Source organism: Halopiger aswanensis, from assembly GCF_003610195.1.
GTDB lineage: Archaea > Halobacteriota > Halobacteria > Halobacteriales > Natrialbaceae > Halopiger > Halopiger aswanensis.
On the sequence record NZ_RAPO01000004.1, the window covers coordinates 15,577 to 40,011 of the forward strand.

Annotated in this window: 21 protein-coding genes and 2 pseudogenes; 11 read left to right on the top strand and 12 right to left on the bottom strand. The window is 60.4% G+C overall.

Annotation, left to right across the window (positions count from 1 at the left end; all coding sequences use genetic code 11):
• The first annotated feature begins 15 nt into the window (after positions 1–15).
• Complete coding sequence (locus ATJ93_RS23785; protein WP_170155606.1) at positions 16–171, top strand: hypothetical protein; 156 nt, start codon at positions 16–18, stop codon at positions 169–171.
• Here ATJ93_RS23785 and ATJ93_RS17990 read toward each other — a convergent pair.
• Positions 168–410, bottom strand: coding sequence for a hypothetical protein (locus tag ATJ93_RS17990; RefSeq protein ID WP_120246067.1), 243 nt, complete (start codon positions 408–410; stop codon positions 168–170). The two genes, ATJ93_RS23785 and ATJ93_RS17990, sit on opposite strands and share 4 nt — an antisense overlap.
• Positions 411–595: 185 nt before the next feature.
• On the opposite strand from ATJ93_RS17990, the gene ATJ93_RS17995 reads away from it, so the two are divergent.
• The gene (locus ATJ93_RS17995) at positions 596–2,332 is read left to right on the top strand and encodes a right-handed parallel beta-helix repeat-containing protein (protein WP_211334087.1); all 1,737 of its coding nucleotides are present in this window, start codon (positions 596–598) and stop codon (positions 2,330–2,332) included.
• On the opposite strand, the gene ATJ93_RS18000 is transcribed toward ATJ93_RS17995, so the two are convergent.
• The gene (locus ATJ93_RS18000; RefSeq protein ID WP_245977668.1) at positions 2,246–2,680 is read right to left on the bottom strand and encodes a TIM barrel protein; all 435 of its coding nucleotides are present in this window, start codon (positions 2,678–2,680) and stop codon (positions 2,246–2,248) included. The two genes, ATJ93_RS17995 and ATJ93_RS18000, sit on opposite strands and share 87 nt — an antisense overlap.
• Between ATJ93_RS18000 and ATJ93_RS24560 the strand changes: the two are divergent.
• The 6 genes and pseudogenes from ATJ93_RS24560 to ATJ93_RS18030 form a co-directional block, all read left to right on the top strand.
• Positions 2,663–3,327: pseudogene (locus ATJ93_RS24560) on the top strand (enolase C-terminal domain-like protein); the annotation flags it as partial. The gene ATJ93_RS18000 and the pseudogene ATJ93_RS24560 overlap by 18 nt on opposite strands.
• Before the next feature lie 171 nt (positions 3,328–3,498).
• A pseudogene (locus ATJ93_RS24565) lies at positions 3,499–3,624 on the top strand (alpha-L-rhamnosidase C-terminal domain-containing protein); the annotation flags it as partial.
• Positions 3,625–3,944: 320 nt separating this feature from the next.
• Positions 3,945–6,455, top strand: a complete 2,511-nt coding sequence (locus tag ATJ93_RS18015) for a methyl-accepting chemotaxis protein (protein WP_120246069.1) — start codon at positions 3,945–3,947, stop codon at positions 6,453–6,455.
• Between the two features lie 125 nt (positions 6,456–6,580).
• Positions 6,581–8,446, top strand: coding sequence for a DUF2264 domain-containing protein (locus tag ATJ93_RS18020; RefSeq protein WP_120246070.1), 1,866 nt, complete (start codon positions 6,581–6,583; stop codon positions 8,444–8,446).
• 94 nt (positions 8,447–8,540) lie between these two features.
• Positions 8,541–9,215, top strand: coding sequence for a carbohydrate-binding family 9-like protein (locus ATJ93_RS18025; RefSeq protein WP_120246071.1), 675 nt, complete (start codon positions 8,541–8,543; stop codon positions 9,213–9,215).
• 78 nt (positions 9,216–9,293) lie between these two features.
• The gene (locus ATJ93_RS18030; RefSeq protein ID WP_120246072.1) at positions 9,294–9,599 is read left to right on the top strand and encodes an L-rhamnose mutarotase; all 306 of its coding nucleotides are present in this window, start codon (positions 9,294–9,296) and stop codon (positions 9,597–9,599) included.
• Positions 9,600–9,892: 293 nt separating this feature from the next.
• Here ATJ93_RS18030 and ATJ93_RS18035 read toward each other — a convergent pair whose 3' ends face one another.
• Positions 9,893–13,018, bottom strand: a complete 3,126-nt coding sequence (locus ATJ93_RS18035; protein ID WP_211334088.1) for a glycoside hydrolase family 2 TIM barrel-domain containing protein — start codon at positions 13,016–13,018, stop codon at positions 9,893–9,895.
• A 270-nt stretch (positions 13,019–13,288) separates the two neighbouring features.
• On the opposite strand from ATJ93_RS18035, the gene ATJ93_RS18040 reads away from it, so the two are divergent.
• The 3 genes from ATJ93_RS18040 to ATJ93_RS18055 all read left to right on the top strand — a co-directional run bounded on the left by ATJ93_RS18040 (position 13,289) and on the right by ATJ93_RS18055 (position 16,502).
• Positions 13,289–13,951, top strand: a complete 663-nt coding sequence (locus tag ATJ93_RS18040) for a helix-turn-helix domain-containing protein (RefSeq protein ID WP_120246074.1) — start codon at positions 13,289–13,291, stop codon at positions 13,949–13,951.
• A 925-nt stretch (positions 13,952–14,876) separates the two neighbouring features.
• Positions 14,877–15,644, top strand: coding sequence for a CehA/McbA family metallohydrolase domain-containing protein (locus ATJ93_RS18050; protein ID WP_245977675.1), 768 nt, complete (start codon positions 14,877–14,879; stop codon positions 15,642–15,644).
• 87 nt (positions 15,645–15,731) lie between these two features.
• Positions 15,732–16,502, top strand: a complete 771-nt coding sequence (locus tag ATJ93_RS18055; RefSeq protein WP_120246076.1) for an inositol monophosphatase family protein — start codon at positions 15,732–15,734, stop codon at positions 16,500–16,502.
• Positions 16,503–16,527: 25 nt separating this feature from the next.
• On the opposite strand, the gene ATJ93_RS18060 is transcribed toward ATJ93_RS18055, so the two are convergent.
• The 9 genes from ATJ93_RS18060 to ATJ93_RS24570 form a co-directional block, all read right to left on the bottom strand.
• Positions 16,528–17,346 carry an inositol monophosphatase family protein gene (locus ATJ93_RS18060; protein WP_120246077.1) on the bottom strand — a complete coding sequence of 273 codons (819 nt, stop codon included), beginning with the start codon at positions 17,344–17,346 and terminating at the stop codon, positions 16,528–16,530.
• Between the two features lie 70 nt (positions 17,347–17,416).
• Positions 17,417–18,232 carry an energy-coupling factor transporter transmembrane component T family protein gene (locus tag ATJ93_RS18065; RefSeq protein WP_120246078.1) on the bottom strand — a complete coding sequence of 272 codons (816 nt, stop codon included), beginning with the start codon at positions 18,230–18,232 and terminating at the stop codon, positions 17,417–17,419.
• Positions 18,229–19,944: an ABC transporter ATP-binding protein gene (locus ATJ93_RS18070; RefSeq protein WP_120246079.1), complete on the bottom strand. Its 1,716-nt coding sequence runs from the start codon at positions 19,942–19,944 to the stop codon at positions 18,229–18,231. The genes ATJ93_RS18065 and ATJ93_RS18070 overlap by 4 nt, the downstream gene beginning before the upstream one ends.
• A 12-nt stretch (positions 19,945–19,956) precedes the next feature.
• Positions 19,957–20,802: a hypothetical protein gene (locus tag ATJ93_RS18075; RefSeq protein ID WP_245977677.1), complete on the bottom strand. Its 846-nt coding sequence runs from the start codon at positions 20,800–20,802 to the stop codon at positions 19,957–19,959.
• A gap of 384 nt (positions 20,803–21,186) precedes the next feature.
• On the bottom strand, positions 21,187–21,309 hold the full coding sequence (locus ATJ93_RS24385) for a hypothetical protein (protein WP_281271579.1): 123 nt from the start codon (positions 21,307–21,309) through the stop codon (positions 21,187–21,189).
• Positions 21,306–22,205 carry an LEA type 2 family protein gene (locus ATJ93_RS18080; protein ID WP_245977678.1) on the bottom strand — a complete coding sequence of 300 codons (900 nt, stop codon included), beginning with the start codon at positions 22,203–22,205 and terminating at the stop codon, positions 21,306–21,308. Before ATJ93_RS18080 ends, ATJ93_RS24385 begins: the two co-directional genes overlap by 4 nt.
• A gap of 991 nt (positions 22,206–23,196) precedes the next feature.
• Entirely contained in the window at positions 23,197–23,550 is a 354-nt protein-coding gene (locus tag ATJ93_RS18090) for a hypothetical protein (protein WP_120246082.1), read from the bottom strand.
• 287 nt (positions 23,551–23,837) lie between these two features.
• Positions 23,838–24,023 carry a hypothetical protein gene (locus ATJ93_RS23935; protein WP_211334089.1) on the bottom strand — a complete coding sequence of 62 codons (186 nt, stop codon included), beginning with the start codon at positions 24,021–24,023 and terminating at the stop codon, positions 23,838–23,840.
• Complete coding sequence (locus ATJ93_RS24570; RefSeq protein WP_211334108.1) at positions 24,020–24,424, bottom strand: MarR family transcriptional regulator; 405 nt, start codon at positions 24,422–24,424, stop codon at positions 24,020–24,022. The genes ATJ93_RS23935 and ATJ93_RS24570 overlap by 4 nt, the downstream gene beginning before the upstream one ends.
• Between the last annotated feature and the right edge of the window lie 11 nt (positions 24,425–24,435).

The following is a 24,435-nucleotide window of genomic DNA, read 5'->3' on the forward strand; positions in this document are numbered from 1 at the left end:
GACGTACCCGCCGCGGTGTTCGCCGGGGAGTCGGAGCTGGCACACCCGCGGATCGAACGCGAAGTCCTCGATTACGTCCCCGCAGATCCGCCCAAGTTTCTCCGGGAACTCGAGTTCGACGGTCGTCGGCTCCTCGCCGAGCGCGAACGTCTCGCCTTGGAAGGCCCCTAGAATACCTGCACCGTCCCCTCGGTGACACCGCGCTGAGGGATCGTCGAGAGCGTCACCTCGACGGCGTCTTCGGGAACGAACCGGAGCTCGATCCTGGCGGGGTGGCGCATTCGGTCCTGTGCGCCCTCGTTCAGTCGCTCCCGGATCTCCTCGGGAACGCGCTGGAGGGGTCGTCCGTCACGCCCGTCGGCGGGGCGGAGCTCAGCCACGTTGTGGAACTCGAGGTCGTCGGCGTGCATGGGCGCAGGAACTGACGCGGAAAGTGTGTGAGTATTGAATAGCACGGATCCGCCGGCAGGGTTCATCCACGGCGCGATCCCGCGCCGAGTCACCGGCAGCGACGCGACCGTCGACAGATCTCGATTTGTTACTAACGTTATTGATATCCGACATTCTTAAGTAATACATAATCTATGCATATGGTATGTCAAGGCAGGCCTCGGCGACTAGTAGCGATGAGCACAGCGACTCGACCGACGATCTGACGTTCACGCGCCGGACGGCGCTGGCGCTGCTGGGCGCCGGCGGGTTCGGCGCCGCCGCCGAGGGGGCGGCCGCCCAGTCCGGCAACGGCTCGCAGGCCGGCGGAACGGGCGGAAACGGCGGGGGCGGACGCGACGCCCGGCCGTGGAATCAGGACGTCGACGCGCGGGACCACGATCTGCGGAACCTCGGCGCCGTCGACGTCGATCGCGTCTACACCACAGCCCGCGACGCCGACGTGATCGTCTGGAAGGACGACGAGGGCGTCTTCCACGCCGACGGCCGCGACGATCAGGTCGCCAGCGGCGAGGACGTCCTCGACGTGACCCAGGCGGCCGTCGACAGCCTCACTGACGACCGGACCTGGAAGGAGAAGGTGGCGGTCGTCTCGCCCGGGACAGTGCCCTACAACGACGGCGACTTCCGGGAGATCGAGCTTCCCAGTTACACCGTCCTCGACGTCGCCGCGCCGATCTCCTGCGAGTACGAGGCCGGCGAACACTCCAATGTCATCGTGGCCGCCGCCCGCGATGCCGAGCACATCGAGATTCCCCGCCTGACCGTGAAAGGCGGGCCGTGGATGGCGGTGCGGTTCCAGCGCTGCTCGAACGTCCGCCTGGGCGAGATCGAGATCCAGTACGAGGAGGATTCGGACGCGAACGACGGCGTCCGGATCGACAACGGCTACGACATCGGGACGCCCCAGCGGTGCGAGGACGTCCAGATCGACTCGGTCTACCTCGAGAATGGGACCAAACACGGAGTCGAAACCTACGGCGTGAACCGCCTGCAGATCGACCGGGTGATCGGCAAGGACATGGACGGCTGCGCCGTCCTGCTTAACCAGACCAGCGACGCCACGGTCAACAGCGTCGTCGGGCGAAATCCCGGCGGCGAGGAGGACTACCCCACCTTCCGGCTGGCCAACTTCTGTAACAACGTCTCGATCGGGCAGGTCGTCAGCCGCGGCGGGGCCAAGGGACTGATGTTCATCACTGCCCGCAACGCCACGGTCGGCGAGGTGAACCTCGTGGGTGCCGAGGACAAGGGGATCTTTCTCACCGCGTCGTACAACGTGCGCATCGACGGGGGCGTCATCAAGAACTGCGAGAACGAGGCGATCCGCATCCATGGCTACGCGAGCGGGACGTTCAGCTACGACGTCCCGACGGAGGGCGTCAGCGTCACCGACGTGCGGATCCTCGACGATCGCCCCGAGGACGAGCGCTCTCAGCCCTACGGCATCTACGAGAGCGGCCCAACCGCCTTCAGCAACCAGTTCGTCGACAACGACGTGCGGGGCGCTGGGACCGAAGCGGATATCCGGGTCAAGTCCGGGAGCACCGTGGTCGCCGACAACGTCGGTGACGGCGTCGCGTCCGGATCCGTGTCGCTCTCGCCCGGCGAGTCGCCCGCGGCCCGCGTCGAGGGCATCTCGGGCGAGCGCGGCGCGACGCTGGACCTACGGGATTCGGTCGTCGAGGCCCCGGATGCCGCGTTCGCGCTGGAACACCACTTCGAGTGGAACCCCGACGGCGAGAGCTGGGACCTCGTCTTCGAGTGGGTGACCGACCCCGGCGAGTCTGTCGAACTAGAGTACATCGTGGACCGCCCGCAGGCCAACCTCGGCGGCCGCGAGGTCGAGAACACCTGGAACGAGTTTGCTGGGATGGAGTGAGACGGTCGCAGCGAGAAGCGTTGCGGAGAACGTCGCCGGGGCGTACTCCAGGCCCACGTAGCCGTCGTAGCCGGCCTCGTCGAGCGCCTCGAAGACGCACCAGTAGTTGAGTTCGCCCGTGCCGGGTTCGTGGCGGCCGGGGACGTCGGCGACATGGACGTACCCGACGAACTCTAGGTTCTCGGTGAGGTTGGCGATGACGTTGCCCTCGACGATCTGCTGGTGGTAGACGTCGAACAGCACCGACACCACGGGGCTGTCGACGGCGTCGACGATTTCGTAGGCAGCGTATGACGAGTCGAGGTAGTAGCCGCGGTGGTTGACCGGGTTATTGAGCGGTTCGACCACGCCACGGAGCGACCTGACACGCACGAAGTCGAGAGCACCAAGGTGGGGTCGGCTGTGGTCGAGTGGAACCTCGTGAAGGTCTACACGGACGCCGGAGTCACCGGCGTCGGCGAAGCGTGTCGCGGCGGCGGGATCCCGGAACTAGTCGAGTGCACCAACCGTTTTCTCGTCGGGGAGAACCCCCTGGACGTAGAGAGACTCTTTCGGTACATCGTCCAGGAGATGTCCGGTCACGGCGGGACGACCGGAAAAGTCGTCACCGCCGCGTCCGGAATCGAGATCGCGTTGTGAGACGCCGCCGGAAAGATCCTCGATCCTCCCGTCTATCAACTGCTCGATTCGAAGTACCACGCCGCGTGCGGATCTACTGCGACTGTCACACTGGCGAGGCGTACACCGTTGATGAGAGGTTCACGAACACGGTAATCCGTTACAAGGTAGCCGTCGTCGAGGCGGTGCGCGACGCGGTCGGCTACGACGTTGATCTGTCGTTCGACTGCCACTGAGATTACACGGTCGAGAGCGCCAAGCGCCTCGCCAGAAAGCTCGAGCCGTACGACTTGATGTGGCTAGAGGATTCCGTCCTGCCGGAGGAAACGAAGGCACAAAAACAGGTCGCACAGGTGCCGAACTCCCTGACGGCGACACTGGGATATTCGAGCACCAATCGATGGACAGCGCAATCTCTTACGCGACGGTCGGCCACACCGACTGACACGTCGTCTCCCGCGCATCGCAGTTGTCCGCGTACGCCTTCTCCCACAGCGTTGCTACGTCGTTATTCCTGTTGATCGGCATCACGATCGCGGGTTTTCTGGTCGTCAGGCCGAGTCCCGACCGAACGCGGCCGCGTCGAAGTTGCTTGGTCCAGATCGAACGGGAAATGCGACCTCAAAGTAACGGTACCGTGGAACGCGACCGCCTCGATTTCGCTCCCTGCCGACGTCGAGACTAACCGGATCGACGTGACGCCAGTCGCCCCGTCGCTCCCCGAGGGAATCTCGAGCGTCCAACGCGAGGACGGAGCGATCGTGGTCGAGGTCGAAGCCGGGACGTATCAATTCACGCTCGAGTGAGGAAAACGGGTGCCGTCGAACGCATCGCAGCACGTGACGGATCTGTGTGAGACATTACGAATCTGAACGAGACTGTAAACTGGGGTCTCGGCCGTTTGAACGGCGTTTTGTGATCTCTGAGCATCGCTTTGCGGCAGCGGTGTTTGCTTGGCCATAACAAACATTGCATGTGATGAAAAATGAATGTCATGGTTCAGGACGAGCTGTGGGCTCGAGTACGGAGGAGACTACCCGAGAAGGGGGTTCTCCCGGATCGAGTGCGGAGCCGATATCTGGTAAAGTTTGGCGTCGTCATTACGATTATCGCGGTTCTGTTGATCGCGTCGTCCGCGTACTTTTATGTAGATATAACGGGCCAGATCACTCGCGACGTGCAGGCGGAGATGGCGGACAATACGGCCCACAACGCCGACGAGTTCGATGAATGGATCACCGACTACGAGACGGCGGCCAATACGATAACGCGCTCCGAGGAACTCATCAACGGCTCCGAAGCAAAAATCGACAGCGAATTACGAAACCATCGACGGACGCTGCCCGCCGAGTCACACGGAGTCCACTACTTCGACCTCGGATCGAAGGAAATCGTTCGCAGCACGAACTCCAGAATGAACGGCGAACGGCTCGCCGATCTCGACGTGCAGGTGTACGACCGCAGCGGCGCCGCCACCACCGAAATCGCCTATGACGAAATAGACAGCCGGGAGTTCGCCGGCGGGTTCACCGACGTGTACGAACGGAACGGCGAGACGCTGCTCGCGTTCATCTCGCCGATTTCCGGCTCCGACGACCGCGCGGTGATGATCGAGGTCGACATCGCCGACGTCGCGTACTTGTTCGACGGTACCGTCGACGAGGAGGAGATCCGCGTCTTCGACGCGTCCGCCGAGACGACCGTGTACGCCGACAACGAGAGTGCGATTCTCGCATCTGGACTGGGATACACCGGCGCCGAACTCCCCGAGGGGGAGGCCGGTATATTCGAACACCAGGCGACGGACAGCGTGATCTCCTACGCGACGGTCGGCGACACCGACTGGCGCGTCGTCTCCCGCGCGCCGCAATCGGCCGCCTACGCGCTCGCCGACAGCGTTGCCACGTCGTTACTCCTGTTGATTGGCATCGCGATCACGGGCTTTCTGGTCGTCGGGGCGACGCTCGGCCGATCGACGGCCGCTGCGATGACCGACCTCGCGACCAACGCCCGCGCGCTCTCGAACGGCGACACGGAAATCACGATCAGCGACGACAACCGGATCGACGAAGTCGGACACGTACGCGAGGCGTTCGCCGATACCCGAGACTACCTCGAGACCGCAGCCGAACAGGCCGACGCGATCGCTCGCCAGGAGTTCGACGATCCCGTCCTCGAGGCCGACGTTCCCGGGAAACTCGGCGACTCGCTCGCGACGATGCGCGCCGATCTCGAGCAGTCCATTGCGGACCTCGAGCAGTCCAAATCCGAGGCCGAGGCTGCGCAGGCAGACGCCGCCGAGGCCCGCCGCGAGGCCGAACGACTCGCCGATCGCCTCGAACAGAAGGCCGCCGAGTTCGGCGACGTTATGTCGCAGGCTGCCGAGGGTGACCTCACCCAGCGACTCGACGAGGACGTCGACAACGACGCGCTGGCCGAGATCGCGACTGCGTTCAACGAGATGCTCACCGACATCGAGGGAACGATCGTCGACATCCAATCGCTCGCCGAGGACGTCGACCGAACCAGCGCGGACGTCACCGAGCGCGTCAGCGAGATCGAACGGGCCAGCGACGAGGTGGGCCGGTCGACCGAGGAAATTGCGTCCGCCGCGGCCGACCAGAGCGAGCGGTTTCAGGCAGTCTACGGCGAGATGAACGACCTCTCGGCGACCGTCGAGGAGATCGCCTCCACCGCCGGCGACGTCGCGACCGTCTCCGCGGCGGCTGCCGACCGCGCCGACGACGCCAGCGAGGCAAGCGTCGAAATTCGGACTGAGATGAAACGCCTCGAGGAGCGCGCCGAAGCGATCACAGAGCAGGTCGGCCAGCTGGAGTCGGAGATGGGCGAGATCGGAGAGATCGTCGACCTGATCGACGATATTGCCGGCCAGACGAACTTGCTAGCGCTGAACGCCTCGATCGAGGCGGCCGGCGCCGGCGAAGAAGGCGACGGGTTTGCCGTCGTCGCGAACGAAGTCAAGAGTCTCGCCGAAGAGACTGCAGACGCGACACAGGAGGTCGATGCGTTGATCGACGCGGTCCAGGCGTCGGTCGAAGAAACCGTCGTCGAGATCGACCGTATGCGCGAGCAGGTCGACGACGGCGTCGACGTCGTTGAGGACGGGATCGACGCGATCGACGCGATCGCCGATCAGGTCGAGACGGCGAACGACAGCATTCGGACGATCGACGAGGCGACAGACGAGCAGGCTCGAGCGAGCGAACGGGTCGTCACTATGGTCGACGAAGCCACGCAGCTCAGTTCGGAGACGGAGTCCGAAACGGAGACCGTCGCGGCCGCCGTCGAGGAACAGACGGCCTCGATCTCGGAGGTCTCCGTGAGCACGCATTCGTTGACCGAAGCGGCCGACGACTTACGCGTCTCGTTAGCGGCGTTCGAGGTCGACGAGAACGCGATCGACGACACCGCGGACGACCCCGATGACGACTCGGCTATCGTTTTGAAACACGATTCCGACGAGAGCATCGACGAGAACGAATAAGAACTCGCCGAACGGACTGTTTTGCGATGGTGACGGGTCCGGAACCGCGAGTCCCTGTCGATCAGCGCTCGGAACCGAGCGAACGCCACAGAAGAATTAACTGTTTGCCTCGAGAGTCGGCCGGTATGGACCCAGTCGCAGACAATCCGCTGGAGACCCGCGCCGACGTGCAGCGCGCGGTCCGACAACTGGTCGACCCGCTCGAAAACCACCGCAGTCCCGGCGGCGCTCGCTTGAAGCCGACGGAAACGGGCGCCTGGTTCCCGGACGTCGCGGCGGAGCTCGAAGGCTTCGCGCGACCGCTGTGGGGACTCGTCCCGCTCGCCGCCGGTGGCGGCGAGTTCGACGGATGGGAACGGATTCGAGAAGGCTTACGAAACGGGACGAACCCGGACCATCCGGAGTACTGGGGACCGGCGGGCGAAACCTCTCAAAAACACGTCGAAACGGCCGCGATCGGGTTCGGTCTCGCGGTCGTCCCCGACCGGCTCTGGGAACCCCTCAGTTCGGAGACGAAAGACCGCGTCGCGACCTATCTTCGACAGGTCGACGACGCGTCGCTGTACGACTGTAACTGGCTGTTCTTCCGGATTCTGGTCCACCTCGGTCTCGAGGCCGTCGGCGAAGACTACGACCGAGAACTGTCCGAGGAGACGCTCGATCGCCTCGAATCCCTCGCCACGACGGACGGCTGGTACGCCGACGGACCGAACGCGGATAGCGCGCGGGATTACTACGTTCCCTGGGCGATACACACCTACGGGCTCATCTACGCGACGCTGGTCGACGGCGATTCCGAGCGGGCCGACCGGTTCCGCGAGCGCGCCGTGGACTTCGCGCCGCAGTTTCGCCACTGGTTCCGCGCGGACGGCGCGGCGCTTCCCTACGGCCGGAGCCTCACCTACCGGTTCGCACAGACCGCGTTCTGGGGTGTACTCGCGTACGCCGACTGCGAGGCACTCCCGTGGGGCCAACTCAAGGGGCTGTGGCTGCGCAACCTGCGGTGGTGGCTCGAGCAGCCGATCTTCACCGACGGCGGCGCACTCTCGGTCGGCTACCGGTACCCGACGCTGAAGACGAGCGAGCCGTACAACTCCCCCAGTTCGCCCTACTGGGCGCTGAAGGCGTTCCTCCCGCTCGCGCTCGACGCCGATCACCCCTTCTGGCGGGCCGATCCGGAGCCGCTTCCGGACCTGCCCGACCAAGTCGTCCAGTCGGAGCCGAAGTTGATCGTCTGCCGGGATCGGACCGCCGATCACCACTACGCCCTCGCCGCCGGACAGTCGACCAACTACCGCGAGAAGTACACTAAGTTCGCGTACTCGAGCGAGTTCGGCTTCAGCGTTCGAGGCCGACGCCCCGGACTCGAGGGTGCGGGCGTCGACAGTGCACTGGCGCTGAGCGAGGACGGCCGAACGTATCGGATCCGTGAGTCGGTCGAGGAAACCGCCGTTCGAGACGAAACACTATACTCGCGGTGGACGCCCTGGGACGACGTCCGCGTCGATACCTGGCTCGCACCCGCGTCGCCGTGGCACGTCCGCGTCCACCGCCTCGAGAGCGATCGACCGCTCCGCAGCGCTGAGGGCGGCTTCGCGCTGCCGAAGGGTGATGACGACCGGCCGGAAAACCACGAGTACCAGACGGGAGCGGGCCGCGCGTGGTGTCAAACGCCCGGCGGCACGAGCGGCGTTCGGGACCTCCGAATAGACGCCGACGGGGACGACGGCCGCGAGGGCGAGACAGCGGATCCGGAACCGAACACGAACGTCTGTCACTCGCGGACGACCGTCCCGACGCTCGTCGGTGAGTACGAGCCCGGAACCCACTGGCTGGTGACGGCGGTGACGGCGGCCCGCGACGAGGGCGACGAACAGTGGGACCAGGCCCCAACGCTCGAGTCGGTCGATCCGATCGTCGTTACCGACGTCGAAGGCACGGAACTGCTGCATCTCGAGCGACCGCTCGATCCGACGGACTGGTCGGTTTAGCGCGAGCGCCCCGTTCGTCGCGTCGCTGCTCCGAGTCGACCCCGCGGAAGCGCCGAAATTTATACCGATATCGAGAGAGTTCAGATCCACATCGATGAAGTCATACACGATTACTCGCACGACCGCCGATGTCCCACTGACCGGCGAGATCGAAGGAACGGTTTGGGAGGACGTTCCCGCGCTCGAACTCGAGGAGTTCACCTGGTACGGCGGCTCGGACCCGAAACCGACGACGACCGCTCGAGTCTGTTACGACGAGCGAGCGCTGTTCCTGCAGTTCCACGCCGAGGACGACGATATCTCGGCGTCGGTAACCGAGCTCAACGGCTCCACGTTCGAGGACAGTTCGGTCGAGTTGTTCGCCGATCCGACGCCCGACGTGGACTCGCGGTACTTCAACTTCGAACCCAACTGCTGCGGCCAGTTCAAACTCGCTTGGCAGGAAGCAGGCTGGGAAGAACGGGGAATCGGCCGGACGCTGATCGATCCCGACCTCGCCGAACGGATCGACGTTCGAACGTCCGTTCCGGGACCGACGAAAGAGTCGCAGCCGGACGACGAGGCCTGGTGGCTCGCCGCCAGAATCCCCTTCGACGTCCTGAGCGAGGTGACTGGTCTCGAGATTCGACCGACGTCGGGGACCGAGTGGCGGGGGAACTTCTATCGGAGCGGGCTGCCGGATCACCAGAAATCTACGTGGAATCCGATCGAGAAGGCGACTCCTGACTACCACTCGCCGGCGTATTTCGGTCGGCTTCGGTTCGAGTGATGGTGTTTTCGATGTGAACGGAGACAACGATCACGGAGGACCCCAACGTCTATACCGTCGTGAGAAAACGGTCTTCGTATGGAGCGAATCGCGTTCCACCTGGAAATCGTCGACGGACAGCGAGACGCGTATCGCGAGGAACACCAGAACGTCCCGGACGCACTCGAGGAGGCCTACCTCGAGTCCGACGCCGGCATCGAGACGTACTCCGTGTTCGAACGGGACGGCCACGTCTTCGGCTATCTGGAACTCGAGGACCCGGACGTCATCAAGGAGATCATGGAAGAGAGTGATGCACAAGGGGACTGGGACGAAGTCATGGACGGCATCCTCGAGCCGGACGATGACGATATTTGGATGGACGAAGTATACCGGATGAAGTGATCCGCCGCCGAAGTATAGTCGCCGTAATATTGTAGCTATCGATCACGGCTAGTCGACAGCGGAGAGGATTCTAACCACAACGTTTCAACCGTTAATAACGGTTTCACGATGAGTGCCGAATGAGAAGGCGATTATTTCTCTCATAATATTATGTGAGAATATATTAGCAAGATCATAGTATTGTAATACTAAGACAATAGTATCGACATTCGTCTCCGGGATCGTTCCGAGAGTTTGTTCGAACGGAAATCTGTCGTCGTGTCCGACCTCAAAGTCGGTTTCGACTGACCTACTTACGCCTCGACGTACGGTCGAAGCTCGACCGTGAACTCGTGGGTTGTCGGATCGACTCGGTACGTCTCCAGCGTTTCCGGACCGCAGCTGCCGGTTCCGAGTCCGCAGTGTGCGTGGTCTAACGATACCGAGATCTCGTCCCGGCGCGGCACTTCGTGGACGTGGTCCGCGGCTTCCAGGTCCACCCTCGTGTAACGGTGTGCCGTCACGTTCAGCGGCGACTCGCCCCTCACGTACAGTCCGACCCCCTGCTGGTCGGTAACCGTCGCCCACCGAACGTCCGTCCGGTTCCCGTTCGCCTGCGGTCTGACGTACGGCGTGTGCAGCTCGTCGACGTCGCGCTCGTACCGGCCGACGAGCGACGCCCGTTTGCTGTCGACGTAGGATTCGCCGGGCCCGCGCCCGTACCAGGTGACCCGATCGAACGCCGACGGGACCGTCAGATCGAGCCCGACTCGCGGCAGCGACGGGAGGACGGATAGGTCTCCCTCGGGTACCAGCCGCGTCTCGATTTCGACGGCGCCGGTGTCAGCGATCGCGTACTCCTGCTCCACCCCGAATCCGTGGTCGAAGATCGGCGGCGCGAGCCGTCCCTCCACAGTGATCTCGACGCGATCGTCGTTTTTGACCTCGTATTCGACGGTATCCGCCCGGAACTGGAGTTCGTCGAGCCCGTGCTCTCGCCAGAGTTGGGCGAAGCCGATCGTGTAGATATCTCCCTCGTCGATCCGACCGTCACCCGAGGCGGCCGCGGTCATCCTCGAGAGGAGGGTCCTCGAGAGGGGTAACCCCCTGTCGTTGTCCGTCGGCGCGCGCCAGAGGCCGACCGTCGGGCCGTCGGTGACGAGGTCCCGTCCCCGGTAGCGCATCGAATCGATCGCGCCGGCCGTCTCATCGAAGACGAGTTCGAAGTGGGCGTTCGAAACGACGATTCCGTCGTCGGTCGTCTCGCAGGACAGCGGCGCGGCTTCGGTCGACGGTTCCGTCGGGCCGCCGCCGACCGGAAGGTCGAACTGGCCGGTCGCGACGGTGTGTCCGGCAGACGCCCACCGCGTGTCCCCGGCCAGCGACACGTCGATCGTCAGCAGATACTCGGCCTCGTCGTCGTACGCGTCCGTGTCGACCGGAACTTCGACGGTATCGCTCTCGCCGGGTGCGACGTCGGGGAGTTCGAACGCGCCGCTCTCGACGACCAGCCCGTCGGCTTCGACGCGCCAATCGGCCCGAAGATGCCCCAGCGACCGGAAATCGTACTTGTTCTCGACGGTCACCTCACCGTGCTCGAGGTCCGCAGCCGAGAGCGCGACCGGTTCGATCACCTTCTTGTACTCGAGCAATCCCGGCGAGGGCTCGCGGTCGGGGAAGACGAGGCCGTTGATGTTGAAGTTGGCGTCGTTCGGCTCGTCGCCGAAATCGCCGCCGTAGGCGAACCACTCCTCGCCGTCGTCGGTCGTCCGGCGCAACCCCTGGTCGAGCCAGTCCCAGATGAAGCCCCCCTGCAACCGCTCGTGTTCGTCGAATAGGTCCCAGTACTCCTGCAGGTTGCCCGGCCCGTTCCCCATGGCGTGGGCGTACTCACAGAGGATCACCGGGTGCTCGTACTCGTCTGCAGCCGCCCACTCCTCGAGTTGGTCCCACGGCGGGTACATGGGCCCGACGATATCCGAGACTTCCTGCGCCTCGTCCGGTTCGTAGTGGATCGGCCGCGTCGGATCGCGCTCGCGGGTCTCGTCGGCCATCGCGACGTGATTCGAGCCGAAGTCGGATTCGTTCCCGAGTGACCAAACGATCACGCTCGGGTGGTTCTTATCCCGCTCTACCATCCGAACCATCCGGTCGACGTAGGCGGCTTCCCACTCGGGTGCGTCGCTAAGGTGGGGCGTCTCCGACGCGAACTCGAGTCCGTGGCACTCGATGTCCGTCTCGTCGATGACGTACAGCCCGTACTCGTCACAGAGGTCGTAGAATCGGCTGTCGTTCGGGTAGTGTGCGGTCCGGACCGCATTGATGTTGTGCCGCTTCATCATCTCGATGTCCTCCCGCATCGCGTCGAGAGGGACTGCCCGGCCGCGGTCCGGATGGAAGTCGTGGCGGTTCACGCCGCGGATCGTGACGGGTTCGCCGTTCACGCGGAATATGCCGTCCTCGATATCGACTTCGCGAAAGCCGACGGTCTCCGCGACGACCTCAGTAACCGTACCCTGCTCATCACGAACGGTGAGAAGCAGGTCGTAGCAGTGCGGCGTCTCGGCGGTCCACAGATCGGGGTCCTCGACGTCCGCCTCGAGCGTGACCGTCTCGTTTTCGCCGGCGTCGACTGCTGTTATCGATTCGAACTCGACCACGGACTCGCCGTTCGCATCGCGGAGTTCGGCCTCGAGGACGACCGTTTCGTTCGCGTCGCCGCCGTTAGCGAGACTGATATCCGCACGGAAGACGCCGTCGACGTACTCGTCGTCGAATTCCGTTCTCGCGTCTATATTCTCGACGTGGGGCTCCGGGACCGCGTAGGCGTACGTGTCTCGGAAGATCCCGCTGAGCCACCACATATCCTGATCCTCGAGATAACTCCCGTTGGACCACTTGTAGACGCGGACAGCGATCGTATTCTCTCCCGCGTGGACGTACTCGCTCACGTCGAACTCGGAGGGGAGCCGCGCCCCTTCGCTGTAGCCCACGCGCTTACCGTTCACCCAGAGGTGGAACGCGGAGTCGACGCCCTCGAAGTGGAGGCGGACCTGTCTGTCCGTCCAGTCGTCGTCGACGTAGAATGTCCGTCGATACGACGCCGTCGGATTATCCGTCGGGACGTTCGGCGGATCGACCGGGAACGGGTACACGACGTTCGTGTAGTGTGGGTTGCCGTAGCCAGCGACCTGCCAATTCATCGGGACCTCGATTCGATCCCAGTCCGCGGCGTCGAACGCCGGCTCGGCGAATCCGGCCGGCGCAGCTGAGGGCGCGGGTGCGAGGTCGAACTGCCAGCGGCCGTTCAACGAGGTGAACCACCGAGACGCCGTTCGATCGTCGGCGAGGGCGGTCTCTCGGTCGGGGTACGGCAATACGTCCACGCGAGGCGGCAACCGGTTACGGCCGATCGTCTCCGGATCGATCCAATCGTCCATGATCGCTCAAATTGGCGTATTGGAACTTATTCTTTTAGCCACCCTTACAGTGGAAATTCCTGTTGCGATACAGTCCTACGCTGTGTCTCGCGGCGCTCGATCCGCTCCGATCCACGCCTCTTTCACTTTCTCGAGCGATCCACCGATTTTGTGGCCCCGATAGCCGAAGATACCCCCGGTACCCGCAGCATCGCCGGGAAACTGACATCACTCGAGACCAGGGAGCCGATTCAACACTGGCTTTAATCCTCTCAGACGCGAACTAGCGATATGAGCCTCATTGCGGAATTTTCCGTCAAATCCGACGATTTGGCGCTGAATCACGCCCTCACAGACGCACCGCATATGGTCGTCGAGATCGAGCAAGTCGTAGCGACGATGGAGGACAGAGTGATGCCATACTTCTGGGTGAGCGGCGGTGATCACACCGAGTTCGAAGCGGCGTTCGAGAACGACGAGACGGTGACGAACGTCGCTTCCATTGACGAAGTAGACGGCGCCAAACTGTACCGTGCCGAGTGGACCCAGAACGTCGAGTCGATCGTCTACGCCTACGTCGAACTCGGAGCCACGATCTTGCAGGCGATCGGCAGGGACAAAAACTGGGAACTACGGATGCGATTCGACGATCAGGAAAGTCTCTCTCAGTTCCAAACGTACTGCGAGGAGAACGAGATCTCGTTCGAACTCAACCGAATACAGGATCAGGAACAGCCGATGGCCAGCGCCCAATACGATCTCACGACGAAGCAACGCGAGACGCTGGTCACCGCACTCGAAGACGGATACTACGAAGTCCCACAGACGGTCTCGATGAGCGAACTGGCCGAGCAGATGGGCGTCTCACAGCAAGCGCTCTCGAAGCGGTTTCACGCTGCACACAAGAACCTCATCACGAGTACCTTGACGTTCACCCATCCGGATGATGAGTGAGTTACTGCCAGCTGACATTTCGTACTATCGACCTCGAGGTTGTCCATACAACCCCTCGCTTCTTCCGCAAGGTAGTCGTTTATCCATCCATGCCAGGGAACCAACGGGCGTGCGAAACCAACGATACGGTGGTCGACGAGCGGCAGAAAGTAGCTGGTAGGTGTTGTGAGTGCGGTGCGGTCTATTCCGCGTGGGTCCTTTCCGATAGCACGGTTCAACCAATCGGGAAGAAAGACGGTTGTCGATGTGGGGCATCGACATTTGAAGCCATCTCACAATGACCCTACTCGGGGCTACAGCGCTGTGGGTTTACTATTAGTTAATTGAGTTGGGGTGTAAGCTTCCTTCTCGGTGAGGGACGACCGAAGGGACGACGGGAGCAGGGTAGGGAGTTCGCATTCTCTTCGCGTATAACAATATGTCTACTGGAGCCAATACTCGTCTATGGAGTGAGGGGGTCTTTCAGAATCCGAAGTAATCGCGTGCTGATTGTAGAGCATTAGGCAGCCTCAGATCTAAAGTCCGACCAGAGGCCATCTAAGCGCTGTCTCCCCTATATCAAATAAGTTGTAGGAGCTTCCATGTCTTCTTTCAGAACACTTTTAACATCGGTATCTTCTGGCTACCCATGGAAAAGTTCCACCCGTATGATGGATTAGCGTGGGATGAGCACGCGCAACATCTAGCGCAGTTTCACACGCACGAGCCGCGAAACACGATACGCGAGGACACGTGCATTCACGAGCCAAGTATCGATGCAGAAACTATTCCGATCGACGATCTTGGGAAAAACAACCTCTCGCCAGCCTCCTCGCCCAAAACGTTACTGAAGAAATATAGAAACGTAGGATATACTGTATTTTCGTTAACAGAACACGAATACTACGTAGAGCGCTCGAAGTACAAGGATGTCCCCTACGAAGAGATGCCCGAGCGACTCGAGCAAACGAGTTGGCCTTGGGCGAAGTGGGACGTCGATCCGGCGGAATTCGGTGTGGTCGCGCTTCCGGGAACCGAATTACGGGCGTCGTATCACGGCTCGCTTCACGATGTGATCGGCCTGGACACGGATATCGGACACGGACGACAGGCCTCGATAACTGCGCTACTCGACCGTATCGCGGATCAGGACGGCCTGGCGATTCTCCCCCACCCTTCGAAATACAACGACGCGTCGGATTACGAGCAATACGTCCCGGTGTTCGAAGCCGCTGATGTCCTCCTCGGAATGGAAATCTTCAACGGGAACGATCGGTACCCGAGTCGCGCCCTGTGGGATCGGTTGCTCACGCATTTCGGACCCGATCGACCGATCTGGGCGTTCGCCGGCGATGACTACCACGGCCGCGCCCGCCCGCAGGACGGTAAACGGTTCAACCGCTCACGGAACGTCTTGCTCCTCTCGACTCATTCGAAGGCTGCCGTTCGAGAGGCGTTGACTACGGGCCAGTTTTACGTTCAGCACAATGGGGACCATCACGCGCCGTTCATCCACGCAATCGACGTGACGGACGACGCAATTTCCGTCGATGCCCCCGATGCAGTGCGAATAGAGTGGATCGCGGACGGCGAGGTCGTCGCAACCGGAGAAACGATTCCGAACGACCGATTCGTCGATCGGACGTACGTCCGAGCAGAAGTTCACGGAGACGGCCGAGCCGTTAGCTGTACCCAACCGTTCTATCCGGTCTGAACGAGAACGGAGACCGACTAGACTAGGTATATAGCCCCACATAGCACTCATAGCAAACGAATAGGTGGTCACCTGGGCACAAACCGTATGGCTCAGTATCCTCACCTGTGGGCTGCGCTGTTAGCCGCCCGTCGCGGTGCTGAAGCGCTTGCAGCTTGGGACGAGCACCATCCGAATCGCACAGCAGTCCGAGAACCGAACAAAAGCTGCGAGTTAGCCACTGAGGAAGCGATTTTAACCGAGCTCGAGCGTCACTTCCCCGAGCACAACGTGATTTCGGAGGAGAGCTATCCGGAGTTCACAACGAAACCGCGATGGATCGTCGATCCACTGGACGGACGGATTAACTATCTCAACGGCATTCCCCACTATTCCGTGTCGATCGCGTTTGAGGGGACGGGAGCAGCGGACGTGAGCGTCGTCTATCATATCCCCTCGGATCGGCTATTTACGGCTATTGAGGGGCACGGTGCGTACCTGAACGGACGCCCGATTTCAGTTTCAGAGACGGCCACACTCTCGGATGCGCTGGTGGTTACGGGGTTCGATCCGACGACGATCGAGTCACAACACTTCGATCAGTTTCGGTCACTGATCGACCGGACCCAAGGGGTGAGACGGTTCGGATCCGCCGCTACTGAACTCGCAATGGTTGCCAACGGACAGTTCGACATTTTCTTCGAGCGAGAGCTCAGCATCTGGGATACGGCCGCGGGAATCAAACTCATCGAGGAGGCCGGCGGCGAGATCACCCGGATCGAGCGACTGAACGGGAGTAACCGTGAGATGGTCCTCGCATCGAATCCACAAATCCACCAGAGAGCCGTCTCTCTCATCTCCTCGAGTAGGCAAGGATAGTCGAGTGGCGACCCGAATCGGCACTTCAGTTCGTGTCGGGGTTCGCTGTTTCGTTTCGATAGAGCTGACGCAGGTCGCCGTGAACGCGACCGTTCGAGGCGATGATGCCGACGTCCCGCTCCTCAGCCGTGAAATTCACCGGCGATCCGTCCCAATCGGTTACCTTGCCACCGGCTTCCTCGACGAGTAAACTTCCCGCAGCAACGTCCCAGGGCGATGTATACTTGTCTAGAAAGCACTCGAACGTTCCGTTCGCAACGAACGAAAGATCACACGCGCCGGCACCGAGTTGGCGAAGTCCCCGCGACCGGTCAGGAGGGAAGAGGTGCTGATACACCCGACGGAGCCGGCTGTCATCGATGAGAGGCGGCGAGATGCCGAATAAGACGGCGCTCTCCGGAAGTGTATCAGCCGACGACACGAATATTCGTCGTCCGTTCCGTTGCGCACCGTTACCTGCAACTGCCGTGTACGTCTCCTCGCGTTGGGGATGGACGACGACACCGACGATCGGTTCTCCGTCGTCTAGCAACGCGATTGACACGCAGTAATGTTCGAAGCCGGTAACGTAATTTGCGGTCCCATCGAGCGGATCGACGACCCACGTGAATCGCGCCGCTCCATCTCGGTCGGTCTCTTCGCTAATAATCGCGTGATCCGGGTGGGTCTCCGTGATGATCGAGCGAATCGTTCGCTCGGCACGGAGGTCGATCTCCGTTACCAGCGTCCCCTCTCGTTTCTGCGTCATGGTGTAGTCGGACTGAAAATTCGATCGGAGTAGCGTACTTGCTTCTGTCGCTGCTTCCTTCGCTGTCGTCAGGAATTCGTCGAATGCAGTTCCCATGTGTTCTGATGCTGGTGTCTGGATTCGGGTTCTACTGGCGTCGATTGCAGTGACAAAAAGCGGTGGATGGCTACACGAATGGAAAGATGATGCTCGCGACGATGATCGCCGAACCGCCCATGAAGAGTAGGTCAAACCAGCCGACACGCAAGTCGCCTAACTGCAATTCACGGCTTTTCGTGCTCTCTAACGAATACGAGAACCCTCTCGTTTCGAGTGCTTCGACCGTCACGCGGCTTCGTTTTGCGACGTCGAAGATCATCGGATAGAACGCCTTGATCGAGAGCCGAATCAGGTAGACGTAATAGCGACATTTGAAGCGACCGGGCGATTCCGGTGCTCGGCTTCGAAGCCGGTAGACGGTTACCGTCGCGTGGTACTCCTCGATGAGAACGGGTAGCATTCGGTACCCGTAGCTGATCGCGAACGTAAACTGACGGGGAACGCCGATGCTCATGAACGCGCGACTGATGTTTTTCGGGGACATCCCGGAGAATACGGCGATCGACGTCACCGAGACGATCGTCAGTTTCGTCGTGTACGGGAGCAGTGCCGTCGCACTCCGGACGAAACTCCCGCCCATCAGCACCGTTACGAACGCGTACAAGAGCACGTTCGTGACGACGCCGAACGCGAGGAGCGCAATGAGGTACTTGCTGACCCGAGACACCACCGCGAGGATGGACACGAACGCGAGCAGTCCACCGAGGATCCGTAGATCGTAAAACAACCACGGAATGACGAGGAACGCCGCGTACCACGCGAGTAGTACGCGAGGATCGAGTCGATTGAAAATCGTTCCCTCGTTGTCGTACGCAGTGCGCAGCAGATCCTGCTTCAACGACTCGATCGACAGCGCGTCGCGAAACTCTTCCTGGTAGCTCATCGGTTGTCCCCCTCGAGTTCCGGGGTCCGTCCGGCGAGTCGGTCGGCCAACTCAGAGACGGTCAGCGCAGGCGGTGAGATATCGAGGTCGTGGCTCAATCGAACGACTTGCGGTGCCCGTAGGTTGCATCGTTCGAGCCGATCGAGGTCGGAAAACACGTCTCGCAGCGCCCCATCCGTTTCGATGGCACCGTCGTTCAACACGATCACCCGCGTCGCCCATTCGGCGACCAGCTCGAGATCGTGTGTGGCGATGATAACCGTCTCGACGCGGTTTTCAGCGCGGTGTATCGTCTGTTCGACTTCGCGGCGACTCGCTAGATCGAGGCTTCCGGTCGGTTCGTCGAACAACACGATCGACGGGTCCGTCGCCAACCCGATCCCGAGCGATGCGCGACGCTGCTCGCCGACGCTCAACAGTCGTCCGTCACGGTCCTGTAGCCGTTCGAGATCCAGAAACTCGATGACCTCGTCGACTCGTTCCTCAACGTCGGCGACGTCACGTTCTCGTAAGTAGTAGGCAATGTCTCCCCGGACCGAGTCGCGGATAAACATGTCCTCGGGGTTTTGATCGACGTAGGTAATGTCCGCTGCCAGTTCTTCCGGAAGAACAGCATCGGTGTCGGTGCCGTTGATCGTTACGCGTCCAGTATCGGGCTTTTCGATCCCGGTAATCAGCCGCAATAACGTCGATTTGCCGGCACCGTTAGCACCGACGAGCGCGACTCGTTCGTCCGGATAGAGGTCCAACGAGAAGTCCTCCAGCACTCGAACGTCTCCATCGCGCAGCGTCGTATACCCGTGATCGACGTGCTGGAAGGAGATGATCGGCTCGTCTCCCGATCGGCCTCGAGGGCGGTCGTGGTCGTCGGGTTGAGCTGGGTCGTGCTCGAGCGACCGATACCGAGCGACCGCATCGGCGTATGTCGTCGGGAGCCTCCCGTCGTCGTCGACCGTTCTGGCGACTCGAGTTACTTGTGGCGGGTGAATACGCTGTTCTCGTAATTCTTCGATTCGATTGAGCCCCTCGTCGGTCGACTGCTTCCATTTGACGGTGCCGTCAGCAACCAGTGCAACGGTATCGCAGTACTCGGCGATGAACTCGGTATGGTGCTCGATCGTGACGATCGTTATTCCGTCTTCGTTTAGCTCCTGTAACCGTTCGTACGTTTCGTGCGCACGAACGGGGTCGAGTTGTGCAGCCGGTTCGTCGACGACGAGGATGTCGGGATCCATCGTCAACGCCGCACCGAGGGCCACCAGATGCTGCTGGCCACCGCTCAACTCCCAGATAAAGCGCCCATCGACCGTTTCGATGTCTAACTGTGCGAGCGTGTTGAGTGCTCGCTCGCGGTAATCATCTCGTCCGTAGTTGACGGGTCCGAACGTCAGTTCGTCGTAGACGGTCGGCGTTACGAGCTGATTTTCGAACTCCTGAAACACGTAGCCGACATCCCGGGAGAGGTCTGCAACGGACGCATCACGCGTATCCCGACCGGCGACACGGACTCGCCCGTCGAACTCGCCCTCGAAGAAGTGGGGGACGAGTCCGTTGAACGTTTTACACAGCGTCGTCTTTCCGCTCCCGTTTCCGCCCAGGATAGCGATAAACTCGCCGCGATCGATACGCAAATCCGCCTTCTCTAGCGTCGGTTCGTCAACCCCCGGATATCGGAAGGTGACATCCGACACGTCGATCGCTGTCTCTGTCATGCTCACGGCTGGTTACGCGGAGTGTTTTGCGCGCTGCCAGACGACGATCGCGACGAGCGCAGCCACGACGATCGGGACGGCAATAAACATCTCACCGTAGGCCTCCATGAATTCGGGCTCCCACACGACGTTCAGTCCAAAGCCAGCTTCTTCGGCCGCTGCAAACCCGAACGCGAGCGGGAACGCGAGCAGTACGGACAGTGCTGCTTTCCACGAAAAGCCGCGGACCATGGACGCGCCACGGGTCCCCTTGTACGGTTCCATCCCCATCAGCGGTTCAATCTTCCCGTGGAGTTTGGGATACAGATAGAGCGCCGGAATAACCCCGAAGATGATGCCCGTAATCACCATCTGCGTGATGAAGTCGACACCCTCGAGAACGAGTATGCTCTCGGGGAGTCCCGGCACTGCTTCCAGTTCTTCGACGCCGATGTACACCTTCCCGATATCGACGAACATGGCGAGGAACTCGTTGAGGCCCTCAGCGATAAGGACGACGGCAGCGAGTTGACGGCGATTTTTCGGGTCCTGAAACAGCAGCGCCGCGAAAAAGAAACACGTCGAAACGAGCAGCAAATCTTCCATCACACCGAGGCCGTTGAAATCGCCCAACAGAATGTCCTCGAAGACGACCTCCCCCATCGGAACTGCGAGTGCAGCCCAGAAGGTTCGAAACAGCAACACCAGCACGATCGGGATAAAGATGAAGTCACCAACGCCCAGTTCCAACGGTCCGACGTCGAACTCGGGTAGTACCTCTGTTATCGCGTATTGGAGCCCACTGAGGGACATGACGAAGATGAACACCGTCATATCCTTTTGACCGAAGCTGAACCAGTTCGTATTCTCTGTCGCCATCTCTGACATACAGATCCATCGTCGGCTGATACCGGTTTGAAGTTTAATATTGTTTATATATCTGCAGATAGAGGTACATAGATGACTAAATAGGCAGGGGGTCGTTCCACCGTCGTCGCGACGTCGCCGGTTCGGACTGTTACTTTTCCGCGTCCGTACGCAAGTGGATCCGACCGTCCCGTCGGCTGCGGTGTCGCGGTGTCCGACCACGAGTGACCGCGAGTAGCGCCGTGACGATACTCACTGCAATCCGATAGGTTCGTCTTTGCCGAGGTTCAACCCGGTCGACGTGTAGATCCGCTCGCGTTGTGCGTCCGTGATCGGCCGATCCTCGTCGGCGAAGTCCGCTTGCATCTCTTCGAATCGCTTCGCCGATCCTATCAGTCAGATGTACTCGATCGGCGTCTCGAGCAACTGCTCGAGCGCGAGGCGCCCGTCGAGGAAATTGTGGCCCATCATCACTTCGTACGGATCCGTATTCCACTGTCGGAAGTCGGAACGGCTCAAGAGCGTGCGTCGTTCGCCGGGGGAGTTGGACTGCCTGCTGCGAATGCCTCGCGTGAGTGTTCGTCTAATATATCTGTCTCAAACGTGCGGTCATAGGAGAGGACATCTAACGGGACTTCGCGCTGGATGCCGGCGTACTCGAGGGTTGCGGTGAACTCTACCGACAGCGTCGACGTCTCGTCGTTTTGAAGATGCGTGACCCACCACTCGTCCAGCGCAGCGGTATCCATGGCTGCGGTAGCCTCGATAGACCGGGTGCTATTCGGTTCGATCACGGCCTGTTCTGCGGCGATGCCGTCTCCGACGACGATGTCGTTCAGTCGAATCGTGTATCCGATCTCCGTGATCGGCACCCGAATGTCCGTCGGATTAGTCACCGTTGCCTCGGCCTGGATCGGCGTGCTATTCGTCGTGGCGTTACCCCACTGTGCGTCCGTTTCCTCGACGACGAATAGCGTCCGATCGGACGCTTGAATCTGCTGACTGCGGTTCGTTTGCAACGGCTCGAGGAGATCCGTCTCGACGGTCCGATCGTGCGTCCATCGATCGGCTGGCAGACGAAGGCCCGCGTAATCGACCGTCACGTCCGGTTCGATTCGTACCTCAGTCGTTTCGTTCTCGTTGATGTGAGACGCCCACCATGCCGGAAGCTGATCGTTGTCGATCATCGTCGAAACGGACACGGTACTCTCGCCCCCGGCGAGTCGCACGCGATTGTTCTGCTCCGATGCGAGCACGATATCGTTTGCCGAGATGGTATACGAGACGTTCGCCGTCGCGTCGCCGACGCGGAGCAACAGTGGATTGTCGACGTCGATCTGCGTTTCGACCTCGGTCCGATCGGCCGTAACGGTCCCCCATTCGTTGTCGACGGATTCGATCTGTGGTCGATCCACTGCAATCACGCCGTAGCCGACAGTCGCAGCGATCAGAACCAGTACGACGAGAATCACTATCGCTGTTCTGCGACCGGCCATCTACTGTTCCTTTCGTCCGACCGTAGTTCTGCTATCGCGTTACACGTTCAGGGTATTGAAGACTAAGGCTATCAGTCACCTCTCTCACTGTCGTGTTGGGCGTTCACATCTCGAGGTCTATTGAGGCGACCGACAATGAGCGGCAACTGTACGGACGGTACTGATCATTCAGCGTTTGCTCCGCTTGGTGACCCGTCATCAACCAGATCATCGATAGTACGGATGTCTGTTTCTCCACAACTACAGCCCTCTTTGCCAATTAGCTGGATTTCACCATCCGGCCAGTGTCTGGCTGTATATCCCACCCCGCAGTGCACACCTTCAACTAAAACCCGAGATACATCGTCTCTTTGGCCATAATCGATACTTCCGGGAGGATACAAACGACAATTAGCTTAACTAAAATAATTGGTAGTAACTACTGGACACTCTACACGGATATTTATCGGCAGGGGAACAATGAGTGAAGATCGCCTGCGCCGAGAGCATCGAACGTATCTCTGCGCCACAAAGCCTATTCTGTCTACCCGTGACTAACCAGATAAGAAAGTGGACACCGAGTAGGGGTACTCGTGGATTCTGTCCACCTATTTATTATCGAAAGAGCGAAGCGAAGACCTACAGCTTTAGCCGTAGGAGGATGTCAGCGGCAGTCAGCCCCCTGTACTGGGAGGGACAAAGCGGGGACTGCCGAGTCAGATGTGCCTCCGACAACCTCGACTCCGACTCGGCAGTAAATCTCTGGGAGGGGCAGGGGTAGCGCTGTCGACTGACTAGTCACCCTCGAGCACAAAGCCGCCTACGAGAGACACTCGACGGCCGAATGATTGCGAACAGTTTGTGGTTTTCTCGAGAAGTTGATTCGTCGATAGACTTGCTGACGAGTCTGGGGTGGGAGAACTGGAGCGGCTTAATACTGATTTTGCACCTTATCGATTTTGCACTGGACACAGAGATCGTCGGCAAAACACGAAACGCTATCGTAAGGACAGTCGTACTCTTCGACAGTAACAGACTGACGACGCCTCTCTTGCCGCCAGACGCTTTCCCAGTCGTCGATATCCATATCAGCAGACGTGAAGACGACGTTTCCATCCCGATCCACGATCTTCGCTACTGTCACCGAGTATTGGTTCTCTTTGGCGATCTCGATCGCTTCCTCGTACGAAGAGCAGCTAATCTTTTCCGTCCCCGTCTGGTCATCGAGGAGGCGAACAGTAATCGAACCGTCGTACTCTTCGGTCGGATCCAGCCCCGAGGCCATGGCGGATACACTCGAAACAGTGTTTAAAAGCTTGGGATGAGCGATTACGGATTAATATCTGTATCGGGACTGATATCGAATTTGACTTATTCCGTGTTACTCAGCTACTACTTCCAACGAATTAGAACGCCATGTAAGAGACCAATTTAAAGGGGCGATTCGTCAGGGAGTCGTTCGTTTGGCGCCGAGATATCAACCAATAGTCGACCGCTGTCCTGTGTGGTACTAACTCGAAGGCAGCCTAGGCACCGTTCAGCGTATCGGAAACGTCACCCGGGTCACTCCCACTACTCATCACCGTCACTTCCCTGAAGAAGCAGATTTTCGACAGTCTTGAAATCGCCTGTCTGGTAGATAGGGATACCGGAGACGACGATCTCCCGGATACCTTCCGTGTACGCGGGTACTGCCTGAACCGTCTCAACGTCGATATCGAAGGCGTACCGATTCCCGTCGAACTCGGTCTCTTTCAAGTTACGTGCGATGGCGTTCGCTTCCTACCGGTTTGCAGCCCGTTCACTCCGAGTGAGCACCGGAGATCGATGTCGCTCCGTCGGGCAGCTTCACCACGAGCCACACTCTCATAGAGGACGACCCCGAGTATACTGTCTAACTTCGCGGTTAGTTCGTCAACGGCAGTTTTCACGGGTTCGTGGAACTCCGGCTGAGGGATACGGAGTATCGGATTGCCAGGGATTGACAGTCGCTCTCGGTTGATTTGGACGAGTCGCTTGTTCTTGTTGTTTGAAAATTCGACGATTAGGTCGTTCTCAGCTAAGATGTCGACGACTCGGCTAACAGTCTGGTGCGACGTTCCGATCTGCTCTGCAATCTCTCGAAGGGAGTATCGACTAAACCGACGGTTGGGTAAAATAGGAGCATATC